Origin of the sequence: Bacteroides sp. NSJ-48 (assembly GCF_014287405.1) — a bacterium.
Lineage (GTDB): Bacteria > Bacteroidota > Bacteroidia > Bacteroidales > Bacteroidaceae > Bacteroides > Bacteroides stercoris.
Genome location: NZ_JACOOD010000019.1, coordinates 68,099 through 83,806, shown reverse-complemented (window position 1 = coordinate 83,806; position 15,708 = coordinate 68,099). Strand labels below are relative to the sequence as shown.

Annotated in this window: 23 protein-coding genes, 1 tRNA gene and 1 pseudogene; 4 read left to right on the top strand and 21 right to left on the bottom strand. The window is 46.3% G+C overall.

The window, feature by feature from the left end; genetic code table 11:
* Positions 1-1,152, top strand: a 1,152-nt coding sequence (locus tag H8S52_RS10935) for a toxin glutamine deamidase domain-containing protein (RefSeq protein WP_186909816.1), incomplete at its 5' end; no start/stop codon positions are given.
* Here the strand turns inward: H8S52_RS10935 and H8S52_RS10930 are convergent.
* Positions 1,135-1,368: a hypothetical protein gene (locus tag H8S52_RS10930; protein WP_182416731.1), complete on the bottom strand. Its 234-nt coding sequence runs from the start codon at positions 1,366-1,368 to the stop codon at positions 1,135-1,137. The two genes, H8S52_RS10935 and H8S52_RS10930, sit on opposite strands and share 18 nt — an antisense overlap.
* A gap of 68 nt (positions 1,369-1,436) precedes the next feature.
* Here H8S52_RS10930 and H8S52_RS10925 point away from each other — a divergent pair, with 68 nt between their 5' ends.
* Both H8S52_RS10925 and H8S52_RS10920 read left to right on the top strand, forming a co-directional pair.
* Positions 1,437-2,060 (top strand): hypothetical protein, encoded by a 624-nt coding sequence (locus H8S52_RS10925; protein WP_186909815.1) that lies wholly within the window; start codon positions 1,437-1,439, stop codon positions 2,058-2,060.
* A 4-nt stretch (positions 2,061-2,064) separates the two neighbouring features.
* Positions 2,065-2,526 (top strand): hypothetical protein, encoded by a 462-nt coding sequence (locus tag H8S52_RS10920; RefSeq protein ID WP_186909814.1) that lies wholly within the window; start codon positions 2,065-2,067, stop codon positions 2,524-2,526.
* On the opposite strand, the gene H8S52_RS10915 is transcribed toward H8S52_RS10920, so the two are convergent.
* The 18 genes from H8S52_RS10915 to H8S52_RS10830 form a co-directional block, all read right to left on the bottom strand.
* Positions 2,509-2,778, bottom strand: coding sequence for a transposase (locus tag H8S52_RS10915; protein WP_186909813.1), 270 nt, complete (start codon positions 2,776-2,778; stop codon positions 2,509-2,511). The genes H8S52_RS10920 and H8S52_RS10915 overlap by 18 nt on opposite strands.
* Before the next feature lie 106 nt (positions 2,779-2,884).
* A complete protein-coding gene (locus H8S52_RS10910) occupies positions 2,885-3,100 on the bottom strand; it encodes a molecular chaperone DnaJ (protein WP_186909812.1) in 216 nt (71 codons plus the stop codon).
* A 1-nt stretch (position 3,101) separates the two neighbouring features.
* Entirely contained in the window at positions 3,102-3,752 is a 651-nt protein-coding gene (locus H8S52_RS10905) for a DUF3164 family protein (protein ID WP_057099463.1), read from the bottom strand.
* A 21-nt stretch (positions 3,753-3,773) separates the two neighbouring features.
* Positions 3,774-4,217 carry a hypothetical protein gene (locus H8S52_RS10900; RefSeq protein WP_186909811.1) on the bottom strand — a complete coding sequence of 148 codons (444 nt, stop codon included), beginning with the start codon at positions 4,215-4,217 and terminating at the stop codon, positions 3,774-3,776.
* 252 nt (positions 4,218-4,469) lie between these two features.
* Positions 4,470-4,655: a hypothetical protein gene (locus tag H8S52_RS10895; protein ID WP_186909810.1), complete on the bottom strand. Its 186-nt coding sequence runs from the start codon at positions 4,653-4,655 to the stop codon at positions 4,470-4,472.
* Between the two features lie 58 nt (positions 4,656-4,713).
* Positions 4,714-5,130: a hypothetical protein gene (locus tag H8S52_RS10890; RefSeq protein WP_186909809.1), complete on the bottom strand. Its 417-nt coding sequence runs from the start codon at positions 5,128-5,130 to the stop codon at positions 4,714-4,716.
* Between the two features lie 33 nt (positions 5,131-5,163).
* Entirely contained in the window at positions 5,164-5,469 is a 306-nt protein-coding gene (locus H8S52_RS10885) for a hypothetical protein (protein WP_186909808.1), read from the bottom strand.
* 30 nt (positions 5,470-5,499) lie between these two features.
* Positions 5,500-5,778, bottom strand: a complete 279-nt coding sequence (locus H8S52_RS10880) for a hypothetical protein (RefSeq protein WP_186909807.1) — start codon at positions 5,776-5,778, stop codon at positions 5,500-5,502.
* Positions 5,779-6,059: 281 nt separating this feature from the next.
* Positions 6,060-7,382: an N-6 DNA methylase gene (locus tag H8S52_RS10875; protein ID WP_186909806.1), complete on the bottom strand. Its 1,323-nt coding sequence runs from the start codon at positions 7,380-7,382 to the stop codon at positions 6,060-6,062.
* A gap of 3 nt (positions 7,383-7,385) precedes the next feature.
* Positions 7,386-7,622, bottom strand: a complete 237-nt coding sequence (locus H8S52_RS10870) for a hypothetical protein (protein ID WP_186909805.1) — start codon at positions 7,620-7,622, stop codon at positions 7,386-7,388.
* A complete protein-coding gene (locus H8S52_RS10865; protein ID WP_186909804.1) occupies positions 7,619-8,296 on the bottom strand; it encodes a hypothetical protein in 678 nt (225 codons plus the stop codon). Before H8S52_RS10865 ends, H8S52_RS10870 begins: the two co-directional genes overlap by 4 nt.
* A gap of 2 nt (positions 8,297-8,298) precedes the next feature.
* The gene (locus H8S52_RS10860; RefSeq protein ID WP_186909803.1) at positions 8,299-8,697 is read right to left on the bottom strand and encodes a hypothetical protein; all 399 of its coding nucleotides are present in this window, start codon (positions 8,695-8,697) and stop codon (positions 8,299-8,301) included.
* Positions 8,694-9,566: an ATP-binding protein gene (locus tag H8S52_RS10855; RefSeq protein WP_186909802.1), complete on the bottom strand. Its 873-nt coding sequence runs from the start codon at positions 9,564-9,566 to the stop codon at positions 8,694-8,696. Before H8S52_RS10855 ends, H8S52_RS10860 begins: the two co-directional genes overlap by 4 nt.
* A gap of 24 nt (positions 9,567-9,590) precedes the next feature.
* Positions 9,591-11,651, bottom strand: coding sequence for a kinase (locus H8S52_RS10850; RefSeq protein ID WP_186909801.1), 2,061 nt, complete (start codon positions 11,649-11,651; stop codon positions 9,591-9,593).
* An 18-nt stretch (positions 11,652-11,669) separates the two neighbouring features.
* Positions 11,670-11,891, bottom strand: a complete 222-nt coding sequence (locus H8S52_RS10845; RefSeq protein WP_186909819.1) for a hypothetical protein — start codon at positions 11,889-11,891, stop codon at positions 11,670-11,672.
* The gene (locus H8S52_RS10840; RefSeq protein ID WP_186909800.1) at positions 11,872-12,081 is read right to left on the bottom strand and encodes an ArsR family transcriptional regulator; all 210 of its coding nucleotides are present in this window, start codon (positions 12,079-12,081) and stop codon (positions 11,872-11,874) included. The genes H8S52_RS10845 and H8S52_RS10840 overlap by 20 nt, the downstream gene beginning before the upstream one ends.
* A gap of 27 nt (positions 12,082-12,108) precedes the next feature.
* Positions 12,109-12,191 (bottom strand) — tRNA-OTHER (locus H8S52_RS10835).
* Between the two features lie 7 nt (positions 12,192-12,198).
* Positions 12,199-12,393 (bottom strand): hypothetical protein, encoded by a 195-nt coding sequence (locus H8S52_RS10830; RefSeq protein WP_117906995.1) that lies wholly within the window; start codon positions 12,391-12,393, stop codon positions 12,199-12,201.
* 116 nt (positions 12,394-12,509) lie between these two features.
* On the opposite strand from H8S52_RS10830, the gene H8S52_RS10825 reads away from it, so the two are divergent.
* A complete protein-coding gene (locus H8S52_RS10825; protein WP_186909799.1) occupies positions 12,510-13,046 on the top strand; it encodes a hypothetical protein in 537 nt (178 codons plus the stop codon).
* A 402-nt stretch (positions 13,047-13,448) separates the two neighbouring features.
* Here H8S52_RS10825 and H8S52_RS10820 read toward each other — a convergent pair whose 3' ends face one another.
* Positions 13,449-13,661, bottom strand: coding sequence for a hypothetical protein (locus tag H8S52_RS10820; protein ID WP_117906997.1), 213 nt, complete (start codon positions 13,659-13,661; stop codon positions 13,449-13,451).
* 386 nt (positions 13,662-14,047) lie between these two features.
* Positions 14,048-15,694 (bottom strand): annotated as a pseudogene (locus tag H8S52_RS10815) (glycoside hydrolase family 2 protein); the annotation flags it as partial.
* Positions 15,695-15,708: the final 14 nt, after the last annotated feature.

Below are 15,708 nucleotides of genomic sequence, written 5' to 3'. Positions count from 1 at the left end.
GACATGGCACGACTTTTATTGGATTCAAACGGCATTTTAAAACCGTTCGACAAATGGGTACAGGAAGTCTTGCCCATTGCTTCCCATCAGGTTCGTCACTGGCTGCGGACGGAGTATGACACGGCGGTCATCCGGGCGCATCAGGCGGCTGACTGGCAGCAGTTCCTGCGCGAACGCGATATTCTGCCCAATCTCAAATGGCTACCGTCCACCTCCATTCATCCGGGAGCTGACCACCGCCCATTTTGGAATACCATCCGACCGATTGACGATCCGTTCTGGAACAACCACCGACCGGGCGACCGGTGGAACTGCAAGTGTGACCTTACAGCCACCGATGAAGCGCCGACAGCAGTACCGGACGAAAATGGGCAGAATAAGGCACATGACGGTCTGGAAAACAATCCGGGAAAAGACGGCAAACTGTTCTCAGACAAACACCCCTACGTTACTGAAGCGTATCCGGGAGCAAAAAAAGCCGTGGACGCACTGACCAGACGCATCAACGAGATGATAGCCGAAATGCCAGACAACCTGACGCTGGAGGAAAAAACCGACATCGCCCGCAACAATCTCAAGATAGAAAAGACACTCGGCGTTACCAAAGGCAAGCCTATGACATACGAACAGGCAAACAAGGGAAAGGAAAATCCGAAATTCGGAAAAGAGGAAGGATACCGCGTGAATTGCCAGACCTGCACCGTGACACACATGCTCAGAAGGTTAGGGTTTGACACCGAGGCAAAACCCAACATCAGACAAAGCGCATACAATGAAATGGCAAAACAAGGTATCACATGGGAAGAACGTTTCCTGAACCGGGACGGAACAAAGCCGGATTATGACTATACCTATAAATGGCAGGTCAGAAAGGGATACCAAGTAATGAACGCAAACCGACTGAAGGAATACTTCAGGGAAAAATTCAGAGAGGACGGAATATACGAGATATATTGTGCCTGGAAAGGCGGCTCCGCACACGTGTTCTGCGCGGAGGTGACTGAAGGAAAGACAAGGTTCTTCGACCCGCAAACCGGAAAGGATGATGCAAGCAATTACATACAGAACATGAAAGCCAACTGTGTGGGAGTGATAAGAATAGACAACAAATTGGTAAATCCCAAAATCATGGGACTATTTATCACCAAATAAACGGGAAGAAAGTGTCAGTCCCTCCTCACCGTCCACCAGACGGCAGGACTGACCGTCGAACAGAATAAAGGTAGGAAGACCGACAGGCAACTCAAAACCATCCCCGTCAACACAGCCCACAGAATAGATGCTTCCTTCAGGGGAACTGGCTGATAAAACAACGGAGTTATAACCGTGGATGTTTGCTAATTCTGACACTTGTTCCGGTATATTCATAACGCATAAAAGGCATATTGGAAGCCTCGGTTGCAAAATTATAAATTATTCTTGAATTACTGATGATTATGGACATAAAAGATTTTACGGAACTGATAAAGCGGAAACGTAACAGACTGGACAGTATGATGCGCCGCAAACTGCCCGTCGCCGTTGGCCGCATGGCAAAAGACCACTTCCAGGACAATTTCCGGCAGGGTGGCTTTGTGGATGGAGGACTCCACCCTTGGCCCAAAGCCAGACGTCTCTCCTCGGGCGGTACTGATGCCGCCAGCAACTACGGAACGCTGCTCTCCGGCAGGAAGCATCTCTTCAAATCGGTCGGATACACGCCTGCCGACTATCGGGTGAGAGTGTTCAACGAGGAGGTCTATGCGCCCGTCCACAACTGGGGCGGCGAAATCGATGTCACCGTCACAGACCGCATGAGGCGCTTTGCATGGGCCAGGTTCTACAAGGCTTCGGGAAAAAGAAGAAAAGCCGGCACAAGGCAAAAGAAACGCGTCAAACGGCGTTCCAAACCGAAGGAACTGAATCCGCAGGCACAGTTCTGGAGGAACATGGCGCTTACCAGAAAGAAGAAACTGCACATCCGCATCCCGCAGCGCCAGTTCATGGGCGAAAGCGAAGAATTGAACCGGCGTATCAGGGAAAAGGTGGACCTGGAAATTACCAACATTTTAAACAAATAACGATATGGACGAAATTTTTATCGCAATCATGGAACAGATTGCACAGGAGCTGCCGGAACTCTCTCTCATCGACGAGGACTACGGACAGTTGGAAATGGGGGCGGAAGAGGACCAGTACCCGGTTACTTTCCCCTGCGTATTGATTGGAAATACCAGTTCAGACTGGCACGACCTCGGATACGGGGCACAGAAAAGCGAATCCGTACTGACCGTCCGGCTGGCCATCGATTGTTACGACGATACAAGCTACGCATCCGGCACGTATGACAAGGTGAAGGAAAGGCAGCAGCTGGCCGGAAAATTATACAGGTCGCTGCAGTGTCTGCAATGCACGGACAACGCTTCGCCGCTGGTACGCGAGAAAAGCCGCTCGTATGCCATGCCACATTATATCAAGGTTTATGAAATGACGTTCTCATTCACACTGCACGATGAATCGGCCATGCCGTCATCTTACGGGAAATAGCTCAAGCTGGGCGGCAGTCAGACGGGGGGCTTTCACCTTGGGAACAGGCTTCAGATTGTAGTCTGTTCCTTCGCGTGATTTCCGGCGGATGATGGCCATGATGCGCTCTTCCGAAATGAAGAACTCCTGCCGGGACAACACTTTCAGGGCATCGTCAAAGCGCAGGCGCTGCACCTCCGTCCAGTAATAGTAACGGCGGCACAGGGCTGCATCACGGAGTTCAATCAGTTCCTTATCTCGTCCTTTGGCCATAAAAAAGTTATTTACTGCAAAATTAGGCATTTGGCATATCAGGAAAAAGAAAAACGCCACAATCACAACGGATGCGGCGTTTTTTCTGTTTAGAGTGTGAACAAAATCACATGGTCAGCAGTTCGGTATCATCCTTACCGGGAACAAACGGTTCGATACGGGTAATCACCTTGCTTTGGACCTTCACACGTCCGCTGCCCAGGCAGACGGGACAGTTGCAGGAGGAAGAAGCCCCGTCCCGGTCCGTGTAAAAAATACGTCCTTTGCCCTCACAGCGTCTGCAAGCCATCACGTGTGGTGCGATATTCTTTGTATTTTCCATATCACAAACGACAGAATGAAGGTTCGATACGGCGCCAGACACCGTTCTCGTCACGCTTGTGGAAATAGTAGTTCACCGCAGTCTTGTACACCACATTGCTCTCACGGAAGAGGTCCATGATTTCGGTGTATTCGCTGTCGAAACGGTCCTCAAGTTCGTACAGCTTGCTCACCGACTTGTAGTCCAGATCACCCTGGCGGTTACGCTCGATCATGGTCATGCCAAGCTGGTACATCGGGTCATCGGTGCCAAGTTCCCGGCTCATGGCGTAGCGCTTCAGGTAATCCACCAGACGTTCGGCGGCGAGGTTGGCACGTTCATCGAAGCTCTTCACCTTGTTACTCCTCACTTCCAGCTTCATGTCACCGTCCACGATGGTGAAACTCGCCTGGTCATCCTTGCGGAGCTGGCCGTAGTCACGCATCAGGTCGCGGAAAGAGGCGGCTTCCTTCTCTACCCAGTCACGGAAGGCTTTCACGTCATCCACGACCGGAAACAGCCTGTTCTTCACTTCAAGCATGAACTGCGCACGAAGCCCCTCGTAGGCATCGCGACGGTTGCGCTTGTTTTCCTTCTCTTCCTGCTGGAGCTGTTTCAGCAATTCTTTTCTGTCCTGTGCGGACAAGCTCTTTAACTGTTCTTTCAAGTCCATAACTAAAAAATTAAATGGTTGTTACTGTTGTTTATTCTCACATTTGCGGCGGATGGCACGTAGCTTCACCTGTAACGTGTCCAACGCCTCACAGTCAAGTTCTCGGAACTCCATGCCGGCGATACGGCTGTCCCGGCAGAAAGCGTTCACCCGATCCCAGTCGGCCGTGTCGATGCCCAGCAGCTGCATCTGGTGAAGCACCGCCGAACGCTTCTGACGGAGAATCTTCCGGAGCTCCTCACGGTAAGTGGGCGACACCAACTTCTGCATGGCAGACACAGCGGCACTGTATTCCTTCAGCGTCATGTCACGAAGGCTTGTGGTCCGTCCCTCCGTGTACTGGGAAACAATGCTTTCCTTCAGTGCGTCACGATCCGATGTCGGAAGGCGGTTCAAAAGGCTGTAAAACGCCGAGTAATTCTCGGGCTTGTTTAACCGTTTACGGGTGTTGATGTCTATCTGCATGGTAATGTTATTTCTTTTTTAAAAGTTTACCGCATCTGATACAATACTCTCGATAATGTTTAGTGTGATATTTATTAATATGCTTACTTCGCTTTTGACCACCTTTTCTCTTCATTCTGATATATAAAGTATTATTCCATGTAACTCGATAAGGCATGTGTCCACAAAAGAAGCATACAATACGTCCCCAAATATTCATTTTTGTTCTGATTTGAGCCATACGGCAGTTTAGGCCTGCCGCATGGCAGAATATTAATCAACTATAAATTCGGTTATGTTGGGAATTACTTGAATCCCTTCCATTACCTCTACACTTGTAGGAGTGACAATTGCAGTTACATGAGGATGATAGTTTTCGCAAAGATACTTTATCAATGGCTTTGCCGCCTCTTTCAGTTCTTCAAACTTCCTTTTGTTTTCTTGAATATCAGTTTCCATATTTCGTATTTATGGGTTTTACAAAGCCGCCCAAGGCTCATTTCTTATTTGATTTGAATTAATAACACTTTACGCAAAATAACCCCCTTGGAGTATTATAACATCCTTCGCCTGATTCAAACACCTTACCACATTTCTTACATCTTGGACGGGTGTCTATTGGTTTCAGTGCTTCATGGTAGGGTAAGCTTCCGGTGTTGGGTATGCCTTCAACAAATATCTCTTCAAGGCTGATACCCTTTTCTTTGGCTTTATCACCTGCTGCTATTACAATATCTTTCCACGAGTTAAATGACTTGGTTAAATCTCCTTCATCGTAACCATACCAACGTTCAGGGTCTTTATCTATTTCTGTTTGAGTAATAGAGCGGTAAAGTTCTATATCATCACCAGCTATTATTTGTAACGTCCCATAAAAATGTATAGCTTCGAAGCTAATTCCTCTAAATGTAGTTATATTTACAATTGCTTTCATGATTTAACTTCTTTCGATTTTGCGCCACATTCATCAGTTCATACTCAAATCTCCACTGAACGGAATAGTATTAATGTCAGCCTTTCTCGTGTAGGCCTGCATAAGCCCCACGGAAAGCAGCATATAGGCATTCTTATTCGCTTTGGCAACCCCAGAAATAGAGCCGATAATATGTTCAGTCTTGCCGGTAATGATTGAGCAGGCTATCTGCTCAAGTCCGTCCGGATGGTCCTCACTGGCGGCAACGCTCATAAAGACACTAAGATTATTTTCTTTACAAAAGTTTTCCACGTACAAGCAGAGTTCCTTTACTGCCTCTTTCTGTTTTTCTGTAATCATTTCAGTTAAATTTTAATGGTTGATAATATGTTATTTTTCAAGAATATAATCGCACTCAAGAACTTTGACACCACCGTAAAATGTCACTTTGGACGTATCAGTGATACCAAAATGTTCTTTATCCGCAAAAATCATATTTTTCACACCGGACTTCATTTTCCGGATAATGTCCTTAGCCCTTTTATCAGTCCAGCCGTGAGCAGCAAAACCGGCCTTGAACTGGTAAGTGGTCGTTACGGCACCGTTCTGAATCCTGGTGGAAACACTAACGGTACCCACACAATTTTCTATAACTTTCTTCTTTCCCATAATTTATATATTTGAAGGTTTCCAATCCACTGTTATAATCGCATACCTTGTTTTACGCTAATCTTTAAAAGTTAATTCTCCATTCATAAGAAGCGGCAGCATCGAATCTCTAAGTTCGGAAAGAAGCCTATTCTCTTCATTATTTAGGTAATAAATATGCTGCTTATACATATTCATAAAGAAAGGCATGATGCTTGACAATATTTCCTTATCAGTATTCTCAATACAAAATACTTTACTATTGGAAGATTGAATATACTTATTCTCAATAATTTTCTCTTTTACTTCGTAAATGCAAAACTTTCATTCATAGCTTTCACTACTTCATTGGATGATTCGCAATCTTTTATAATTTCTGTAAGTCCAAGACGTTCAGCCCATACCTTATTAACTGTCACCTTAATAACATTACGTTCTCTGATGACACGGTTAATATCTGATATTATAGCGTTGAAGTCTCGATGAATAGTTCCTTTTAATTCTATCGGCAGATATGAGCCAATAGTAAGATTGTATCCCTTTTGCTCCAGTTCTTCGATTGAAAGCCTTTTAGAGAATGAATCCTGTTCTTTTACTGTAAGTTCGCATATAGCAGCAATCTGTTCATCTGAAAAAGTATTAAATTCCTTTTTATAGATGCGGTTGTAATGAGAAGCGCCACCTTCTCCACGTTGTTCTCTTACTTCAACAGATTTCATTCCCTCCGCATTAATCAGCATCACATCTTTACTCGTTTTCTTCTTATCAAACAAAAGTATGCAAGTCGCTACAGAGGTAGACTCAAACATCTTTTCCGGCAAAGAAATAGCAGCTTGCAGCCATCCCTTCTCAATAAAGTATCTCCTGCACTCTTTCTCTTCTTTGCTTGTAAGCACACCTCTGGGAAGAATCAACGCACATCTTTCACTCCTTTGCAGGCAATGCGCCACGAAAGCAAAATTACAAGTGTATTTCTGAGGTAAAGCTTTGATTATTTCTTCAGATACAGGAACTTTTAAATTAAATGGCGGGTTGGAAATGCCTACATCAGCTTTTAGAAATTCTGTTTCCGGAAACATCGGACGCTGTATAATTCCATATATTGAACCTCTGATTACCTTATATGAACCGATAATATCACCAGTGAGAATATTCTTGTTTACCACTGTCGCATCAATATTGCGAATACAAAGATTAAACAGAAGGATAGGCAATACATTCGTATCCAATTCTTCGCAAACAAACTTTAAATCCGGATTAGTGCACCACTTTTGAATAGTCAGAGAACCGGAACCAGCGCAACAATCGTACACAACTTTCTCGCATGGTGTATAGCTAAGAAAAGCAACCAGCTTAGAAAGAGATACAGGTGTATAATCTTGTTTCTTTTCCTTTCTGTCTGCGTGGTAGAACTGATATACCCTTTGCATCCAATCTACAGTCAAATCAGGGCATAACTCTTTGTACTTCTCAAAATACAAAGTGGGATTCTGAGAAAACAAAGCAAACATAACCTTATCAGGCAGTGTAGTAATGCTGCTACATCCGAAGATGTCACATATCTTTAATGTCAATTCTTTTAATTCCATTTGATTCCTTTCTATTCTATAATATTCCTTTCTCATGGCTCACTTGTTTGAAGGTTTCCAGTCCACTGTTATAATCGCATCCAGCTCACCGCTGCCGCCACACACCGGGCAGGGCACATGCACGTCCTCGCGGCTGCCCTTCTCCGTTCCCCAGAACCAGCCGTTGCCCTTGCAGTAACCGCACTTGTGACCGGTACTGACGAAGTTCTCACGGTTAGACTCCTTACATATATAGGCGGGAGGACAAATCTCCAGCTGTTTCTTTATCCTGCTCATGCCTGGCCTCCTTTCTGTTTCGGTCCAGCCACATTCCAGTAGTCATAGGCGCCCTTCTCCCAGATCGTGTATTCACCAGTGGAACCCTGATAACGTCCCTTACTGAAGGCGACGTAGCCTTCCACCCATATCTTCAGGTCGGCATCATACATCACGCTCGTGGCCGCATCACCTTTAGGATTCTTGCCGCGGGCATGGCTGATGAAAATAAACAGCTTGTCCGGAAACTCCTCCTTCAACTGGATATAGTCACGGTACGTCATCTGTGTGTATTGGAAGCTGTCAATGATCACGATGTTAAAGCTTTTATGGCGGCGAAGCCTGAGCTTCAAAGTGGGGATGTCCTCCTTGATGAACGCCAGGTGGCGGCTCACCTCGGCCATACCAAAGCGTCGCAGGTTGTTCTGGACTGTCAGAGAAGTACCTTCCTCCAGGGAGTTGAACGCCACACGGTCATACTTGCAGAGTTCCTTGCAGAGCTGCATCACGAAAGAGGTCTTGCCGTTACCGCTGTTGCCCCACACGAACCAGCAGCCCCGGACTTCCGGAGTGTCGAAGGCATCCTTCCATTTCCCCTCGAAAGGAAACACGTCATACTTCTTGTTCAGAATGTCCCTGACATTCAAGGCACGCCTCATGCCGGCCTTTTTATTATTCTTTTTCTCTTCTTCCATGGTCAAAACAGTTTTAATTGCCGGATATTGTCAATTCGGTCAAGCACGGCCTGCCGTGCTTGACCCCGCATCTTCTTATGGCAGAGCATCCAGCCGAGTGCCCACAGAAGGGCATTCTCACGGGTGGAGAACTGTCCCCATTTACGTCCCGGATTGAAACCGGCACCGGAACTGTTCACCTGCATGTGTACACCGGCAACCCACCAGCCGTCCTGCTGCCCCACAAGGGCGTCCAGGTAGTCGTGTCCATTACGGTAAACACTTACCGTCTCATATTCAGTCAGGACAGGATAATCGCTCCAGGGAGCGGGAAGCTGGTCGCGGCCGTCGATTTTCAGGTATTCAAATTTATTTTCCATATCCTTAAAATTACGTTTGAACGGCATTTGAACGGGGGTCATTCCCCCGTCATGCGTTTTACCTTATGAATGGATTTCTTGACGCGGCGCAGGTCAAAGTCACAGGCGGAAGCCTCTTTCATGACATAATCGATGCCTTTCCTGTCAGTCACCCCGTTGGCCGAACAGATGGCGTACACATCCCGCTCGTCAGTGGGCTCCAGTGCATAGAACTTACGTCCGATACGGCTGTAAAATTCCTTGTAACCCGGTTTCTGGTATTTAAGCCCGTTGCTGATGCGCTTGGCTATATAGTCGGTACTCAGGAAGACCACGCCGCATTTTTCCTCCAGCTTGTTGTACAGGCTGATAAAGTAGTGGAATACCGGTTCGGTAAGCTTGTCGGCTTCGTCAAATACAAGGAGCGGAGCGTCCATCTGGATAATGTCGTCAAGGATAAGGCTCCAGACCTCACGGATATTGCAGCCCTCCGTGCGTATGCCGACCGTGCGGGCTATCTCACGGACGAAATCACCTTTCTTCATGTCCTCGGAACAAAGGATATAGAAAACTTCCCTGTGTTCCTGAAGATAACTGCGGGCGGCGGTACTCTTGCCGCAACCGGCTTCCCCCGTCACCCAGGTGACATTGCGCCAGCGCTGCGCATCGGCAAGCACTCCGGTAATTTCCTGATAGGCACCGGTCTCCACAATCTGCCAGCCGGTAGGATTGACGCTCCCGACCTGTGAGGCTATATTGCGGAACATCTCATCGCTGATATTCTCATAACGTCCGTTCAGAATGTTGCTCACCGTTCCGACACTTGTGTTCTTAAGGCTGCCGGCCGCTTTGGTCTGGCTCGGATATTTTGCCACATAAGCCCTCAGACTCTCGCTGATGGCATCCTTGTCTTCTCTTTTCAATTCACTCATATTTTTCTTATTTAAAATTTCCTGCTATAATTTTCCTACCACTTTGCGTACACTCACTTCCTTCTTCCCGAGCTGGTCCCAGGTAATGTTACTGATTACCTTTGTGGAACGTCCCAGGACAACCTCTTCCGGAGGCCGGCTGTATTTCTTTGTGCGGCGGTCTATCTGGCGCTGCACCTCGGCCGTGACACCTTTCAGGTTGGGGCTGCGCAGCCCGTGCTGTTCAGGCGCAACCCCATGCTCGTATTCGATGGACTTGGCTGCGACCTGACGTTCGATGCGGTCATGGACGTTGGCCTCCTGTTCCCGGCGTATGAACGCCGCCTCACCCTCGGTCTGGTCCTGGATTGCGCGATGAACCACCATGTACGGTTCGGCAACGCGTTCGAAGCGGAGAGCACCGCCCTTGTCTTTCCAGTACAGCCGGACGCTGCTGAAATCATAAGGGTCATACTTGACATAGAACTGCCTGTAGGTATTACGGCGACGCCACTCATGGTCTGGAACACCGGGGGAGGAATAGACCTCGTAGGTGCGCGGCCTGCCGCCGACAGTGAACTCTATGCCGGCAGAGGTGAAAGTGCTCGGCCGGGAGGTCATAACCCAGAAGATGTCCACCATGTCGCGGGCGGTCACCGCTTCCGTGTCCTCGTTTACACTTGTATCGTACATCTCTATCCGGGGGATGCCGGTAACAGGATGCTTCATTTCGTTCCACTCCCGGCGTGCCTCGGCATATTTTGCCTTCAGCTCGTCAAGAGTATAGAGCCGGTCCCTGTTGGCCTCGATGAACTCAAGGTTCGGACGGCTGGAATCTTTTCTGGCAGTGATATTCTGTCCGGTAAAGCCCCAGTATTTGTGCAGGACCTGGCTTTGAAAACGCCCGAAAGCGGATTCTATCGTCTTGGACTGCCCGCTGTAAGGGGCGGTGGGACGGTGGATATGGCTGATCTTGTCAAGCAGACCGTCGGAGACACGTTCAAGCTTCTTATGACCGCCCTGGTTGTCATGGACCAGCTCGTAAGGCTTGTGCCCGCTTGTCTGGAGCGCCATGCGGTAAGCATGGTACTGCGCCTCATAATCCTCGTTCTCGCTGATATGGAAGCCGAGCAGGACTTCACTGTAGGCATCCATGACCTCGTACACCCCGATGGTGCGGACCTTGCCACCCTCATCCCGGTAATAAAGGTTCAGTTTGGTACCGTCACCGTACCACAGACTGTCACGGCGGCTGGGGAGTTCGGTCTTATGCTTGCGGCCGTAACGCTGGTGGGCCTTCATTTCACCGTAAACCGCATCATACCATAAGGGCTCTATGCGGGGACTGTTGAACCATGAACGGAGACTGCGCGGGCTTTTCAGGGCCTTCCACCCGCGTTCGGGGGCTACCCGGTTGTATTCCTCGAAAATCTGCATGTCGGTATAGACCGGAACACGGCTGCGTTTCAAGGCGACAAGGAAACGCCCGGGTTCCTCATCTATTTTCAGGGTGTTGCTGTTTCCATATTTGCCGCTCACAAGTACACTGTAGTTGTCGGGGCGGAACTTGTTTATCAGGGCCTTCAACCGGCCCACACTTCCCGGAAGGCTATGCCCGTACACCGGACGCCACTCCTCACTCGTGACAAGCAGAAGCTCCCAAAGGTTGCGGCGGAAACCGGTCAGCTTGTTATTGGATGAACTCAAACGTTTGAACTCTTCCATCAGCGCGTTCAGTACCGAAGCGTTCCAGGTGTATTCTTTCTTCACATCCTCGGGAAGGGCGACCAGCTCACCGTTCTTGTCATAACGGTACTCCTCGAAAAAGTTCTCGGCCTTTTCGTCTCTCTTCACTATGTTACGGATAATTTCTTCTCGCATCTGTTTCTCGGGCTCGCCATGGCGTTCAACCCAACGTTTCTTGTACTTCTCGGGAAGGGAGGAATAAATGTATAGTGCGCGCCCGCCTTCACCACCGCCTCGGTGGGCGTTTTCAATATTGCCACGGGCGACATTTTGCCGCAGAGTAGTAGCTTTTATGACCGGATCATCTCCAGAAGTCAGTTCCTCATAGGTTACACACAAATCTTTATTATAAAATTCCATTCCCTGATTCAATTATTATCAATTCTTCAAATTACTCAACGGAACATGCTTTTTCAGCAACCGTACAGAATTCCCGAAATTCAATACCAGGAAAAGCTCCGGTAGCGGGTGGATAAAAAAGACTGTGAGCAAAGTCGCAAGACTCAGACAGAAGTAAAGCACGCAAAGGCGTTGCTTCCGGCTCAGACTGGCGAACTTGCGCAGCTCGTCACCGAATATATCAAGCAAGTCGTTTTTCATCATAATCAGGCTTTTGAGTGTCCTCACCGATTTCAGTACCACCACGCTCAAGGGCGAGTTTACGGATGGAACGCGCAAGTCGGCTGTTCTTGCGAAAGGCAAGTGCATGGCTAACCATTACATTCGTACATCCTATCAGTTCGGCGATCTTGTTCACCTCACCGTATTCTACCACAATTCTTCTTTTCATACTATCTAATTATTTAAATTATCATAGAGGGCAGTCGCGGACTCGAACCGCGGACCATGACCTCTCCCTTGCGGGAGTTTGGTGTGTTCTACCAACTGAACTAACCGCCCGAGAATATTATAAAAGTTCCTTTATCGCATTCTCCGGAACACATATCACAGTCCAAACCTGGCCATCTTTCATATAATCGACATCATATTCACGACCGAAAGTACAAATGTTATAGTCCCAGTCTCGGATTACACCATCGATGACCTCACCGTTCCTTTTGGTGATTCTCACACTTTGTCCCTTTTTAAATTTTGCTTCCATTTTGCTTCTTCTTAAATTCTCATTGTTACTTCAAGCCTTTTTTGTAGCTTTGGAGCGTGTTTAAACTTTGAACACGTTGCAAATATACAAACATGTTTTCAATAAGCAAAAATAAAATGGGAGAAAGTGAAAACATTTTTTCAACAAGACATTTACCAGTCGTAAATGAAAGAGTAAAACAATTAGTCGATTTTTATGCTAATGGTAGCGTAAAACGCTTTAGTGAAATGATTCATCTATCAAGTTCTCAAAAACTTAATAGAGTATTTAATTTGGATAAAAGGAATAATGAATATCCAGAGGTTAGTAGTGACATCCTCCTTTCAATTGCAAACATGTTTGCAGACATAAATACGGAATGGCTTCTAACAGGTAGGGGGGAGATGACAAAAACAAGCCAACCAACACCAACAGAACACATACAAACAAGCTGTGTTTCTAAAAATAAAGATAAAGAAAAATTCGATGGCAACCAAGGCCTTTCTCCTGAAATATTTGATAAACTTTTATCTACCATAAAAGAACAGCAGATAACAATAAAAGAACAGGCAGAAGAAATAGGAGTATTAAAACAAATGATTGTACAACTCAAACAGGACAAGTCGGGGCGTGTTTCGGATGCAAGCGATTCTACAGTTGCCAATGCCGTCTAAAACGCGTTTTACGGGGTAAAGGGGGTGAAAAGTAGTAAATTATTGATTATTAGAGTGATGAATTAAAATATAGGGGAGTAAATAATTATTTATATAGTATTGTTTACCTCCTGTAATAGTTTATAATCAAAATAAAACGGGCTACAAAAAAGAAGTATTCATACAAGAAAACACCAATAAACACACCTAAAATGTAACTCCAAATGTAACTCCAATCAAAACGTTTCGTTTTTGCACTGTGTATTTTGTAACTCCAAATGTAACTCCAAGTGTAACTCCTTCCCATTTTTCCAATCGTTCAAACCGTTCAAATAAGTGACGTCTTCTTTCAGATGTACTATTTTGCCACAAAGACATAAAAAAAGCCGCAAAAAGCGGCTTTTAATACGTTCTAAGGCTGTTTTAGCCCTTTCTGGTAGTCTTTATCAGGTGTGACTGGATAATCATAGCACGTTTCGTGTATTTTACAGCTCCATCAGTCAAACCGGCATGCAACAGACTGCTTTTGGTGATGCCAACCCGGTTCTCGGTCAAAGTATCAAATATGGCAGAAATACTGCCGAAATAGAGGTTTTTCTTCTCGTAAATCAAGTGCACATGGATAACTTTAGTCATAATTATATAACATTTATTTGACTACAAATATACCAAATATTATCTATATGGAATAATTTAGATAAAATAAAAAAGGAAGTATATTACGCATCTCCTCGCTCACTTGTATAAATCTGTTTGTTTGACTATCTTAGCGGTCAGAAAAGAATCATGGAGAACAATCGGTAATAACACTTCCGAAATATCTCCTATTTCGCCTTTAATGTAAAGTAATTCATTTGAACGGCGTTCAAACAAGGCTCAAATGTAAGCCCAATGTAAAGCAATGTAAACGTTTGGTTTTTCCAGCCCGTTCTGCTCTATTCAACCATAACATTTTGAATACCAAAGCAATCAGCCATTTTCAGGCTAACCACATATTGATACGTTTCGTTTTTCCCCCCTTAAGTACCCGGACGTTCGCGCCAATAATCATACCAACGGCGAACCATTTCCAAAGCCAGCATATCCTGATTATGGTTATAATCCGTTGCAGGCTGACCGCGGTAAAGCGGTCCCGCACCTTCTTTATGGAAAGGATAGCTGTATTCATCCCAATATTTACGCAATCCCTCATCACGGCAATATTCGGTAGCCCACATCGGATGCTTCTTGCTCTTGTTGATATAAAGCATCTCACCGCCATATTCCGCTTCATTAATGTCGAGCATCTCACGCGAACCGATGGCACGACCGCCAAAGGGGTCGAATTTATCACGGATACCTTTCATCTCAATCATGTGCTCGCGACTGATAGACTCATTGCCGCATTCGTAAAACAGAATACTCGGATTATTACGGTTATAAATAATAGCGTCGCGCATCAGTTCCGTACGTTGTTCCCACTGGCGTCCCTGACGGTCTTTCTCCGCATCACCGGCAGGCATGGCCTGAATGAGACCGACACGGTCGCAAGACTCCACATCCTGTTTCCAAGGAGTGACATGCATCCAGCGGACAAGATTCGCGTTACTCTCTACCATGAGACCATTGGAATAGTCGCTCAGCCATGCAGGAACGGAAAGCCCCACTGCCGGCCATTCATTGCTGGTACGCTGGGCATAGCCCTTCATTTGAATAACGCGGTCGTTCAGCCAGACTTTTCCTTCACCAAACTTTGTTTTACGGAAACCGGTACGAGTAACCACGTCATCAAAAACCTTTCCCTTGTCGTCCAATAAAGCCGTGTTCACAGTGTACAGATAACCGTATCCCCAGCTCCAAAAATGCAAATTGCTGACGTCGGCAACAGCTTTCACAGTTCCCGTCTCTCCGGCTTTCAGTACAGTTTTATCCCCATTGAAAGTTTTTACCAATTTACCGTCCGCATCGGTCAAAGTTACCCGATAACTGAAACTGCGTGTTTCGCGGCTGTCGTTTCTCACCTCAGACTCGGCATGTATCTTCGCCTTACGACCCTTGATATCGAAATCGGTTGCATATACATATACACCGGTTGTTTTCAGATTGCTGTATAGAGGCAATGTCTGATACACTTCATCCGTCACATATAAAAACACATTTTTGGGAATACCGCCATAGTTGGCATTGAAATTACGGTCACTCCACTGAAACTTAGAGTTAGTACGCTTCTCGCGATAAAACCAATTGTTGTCCGTACGCACGGCAAGCACATTATCTCCTTCCTTCATATACGGAGTAAGATCAAAGCCTACAGCCATGACACCATTTTCATGCAATCCCAAATATTGTCCATTCAGGAAAAACTCCCCACCTTGTCGAACTCCCTCGAATTCCACAAACACCTTTTTGCCGCTCAGTTCCTCTATCCGGAAATGCTTGCGATACCAGACAACCGTATCGGTATGCTGTTCGATGGATATTCTGAAAGCCTCATCTTCGTTGAAGGCATGGGGCAACGTAACTTGCTTCCAACTGCTATCTTTAAAGTCAAGCTTCTTTGCCTGTGGAAAGTCACCCACCTGCAGGCGCCATTCACTGTTAAAATTATACTTCTTGCGCTCTGCCGCATAACCGTTTATCGTGAAAAAGATTATCAACAGAAAGGTAAGTAGATAAAAGTTGCTCTTCATGTTCTTATTGCTAT

Bases quoted from the DNA above. Each gene is read 5' to 3' on its own strand.
- H8S52_RS10930 (WP_182416731.1), bottom strand. From the start codon at position 1,368: ATGAATATACCGGAACAAGTGTCAGAATTAGCAAACATCCACGGTTAT.
- H8S52_RS10925 (WP_186909815.1), top strand. From the start codon at position 1,437: ATGGACATAAAAGATTTTACGGAACTGATAAAGCGGAAACGTAACAGA.
- H8S52_RS10920 (WP_186909814.1), top strand. From the start codon at position 2,065: ATGGACGAAATTTTTATCGCAATCATGGAACAGATTGCACAGGAGCTG.
- H8S52_RS10915 (WP_186909813.1), bottom strand. From the start codon at position 2,778: ATGGCCAAAGGACGAGATAAGGAACTGATTGAACTCCGTGATGCAGCC.
- H8S52_RS10910 (WP_186909812.1), bottom strand. From the start codon at position 3,100: ATGGAAAATACAAAGAATATCGCACCACACGTGATGGCTTGCAGACGC.
- H8S52_RS10905 (WP_057099463.1), bottom strand. From the start codon at position 3,752: ATGGACTTGAAAGAACAGTTAAAGAGCTTGTCCGCACAGGACAGAAAA.
- H8S52_RS10900 (WP_186909811.1), bottom strand. From the start codon at position 4,217: ATGCAGATAGACATCAACACCCGTAAACGGTTAAACAAGCCCGAGAAT.
- H8S52_RS10895 (WP_186909810.1), bottom strand. From the start codon at position 4,655: ATGGAAACTGATATTCAAGAAAACAAAAGGAAGTTTGAAGAACTGAAA.
- H8S52_RS10890 (WP_186909809.1), bottom strand. From the start codon at position 5,130: ATGAAAGCAATTGTAAATATAACTACATTTAGAGGAATTAGCTTCGAA.
- H8S52_RS10885 (WP_186909808.1), bottom strand. From the start codon at position 5,469: ATGATTACAGAAAAACAGAAAGAGGCAGTAAAGGAACTCTGCTTGTAC.
- H8S52_RS10880 (WP_186909807.1), bottom strand. From the start codon at position 5,778: ATGGGAAAGAAGAAAGTTATAGAAAATTGTGTGGGTACCGTTAGTGTT.
- H8S52_RS10875 (WP_186909806.1), bottom strand. From the start codon at position 7,382: ATGAGAAAGGAATATTATAGAATAGAAAGGAATCAAATGGAATTAAAA.
- H8S52_RS10870 (WP_186909805.1), bottom strand. From the start codon at position 7,622: ATGAGCAGGATAAAGAAACAGCTGGAGATTTGTCCTCCCGCCTATATA.
- H8S52_RS10865 (WP_186909804.1), bottom strand. From the start codon at position 8,296: ATGGAAGAAGAGAAAAAGAATAATAAAAAGGCCGGCATGAGGCGTGCC.
- H8S52_RS10860 (WP_186909803.1), bottom strand. From the start codon at position 8,697: ATGACCCCCGTTCAAATGCCGTTCAAACGTAATTTTAAGGATATGGAA.
- H8S52_RS10855 (WP_186909802.1), bottom strand. From the start codon at position 9,566: ATGAGTGAATTGAAAAGAGAAGACAAGGATGCCATCAGCGAGAGTCTG.
- H8S52_RS10850 (WP_186909801.1), bottom strand. From the start codon at position 11,651: ATGGAATTTTATAATAAAGATTTGTGTGTAACCTATGAGGAACTGACT.
- H8S52_RS10845 (WP_186909819.1), bottom strand. From the start codon at position 11,891: ATGAAAAACGACTTGCTTGATATATTCGGTGACGAGCTGCGCAAGTTC.
- H8S52_RS10840 (WP_186909800.1), bottom strand. From the start codon at position 12,081: ATGAAAAGAAGAATTGTGGTAGAATACGGTGAGGTGAACAAGATCGCC.
- H8S52_RS10830 (WP_117906995.1), bottom strand. From the start codon at position 12,393: ATGGAAGCAAAATTTAAAAAGGGACAAAGTGTGAGAATCACCAAAAGG.
- H8S52_RS10825 (WP_186909799.1), top strand. From the start codon at position 12,510: ATGGGAGAAAGTGAAAACATTTTTTCAACAAGACATTTACCAGTCGTA.
- H8S52_RS10820 (WP_117906997.1), bottom strand. From the start codon at position 13,661: ATGACTAAAGTTATCCATGTGCACTTGATTTACGAGAAGAAAAACCTC.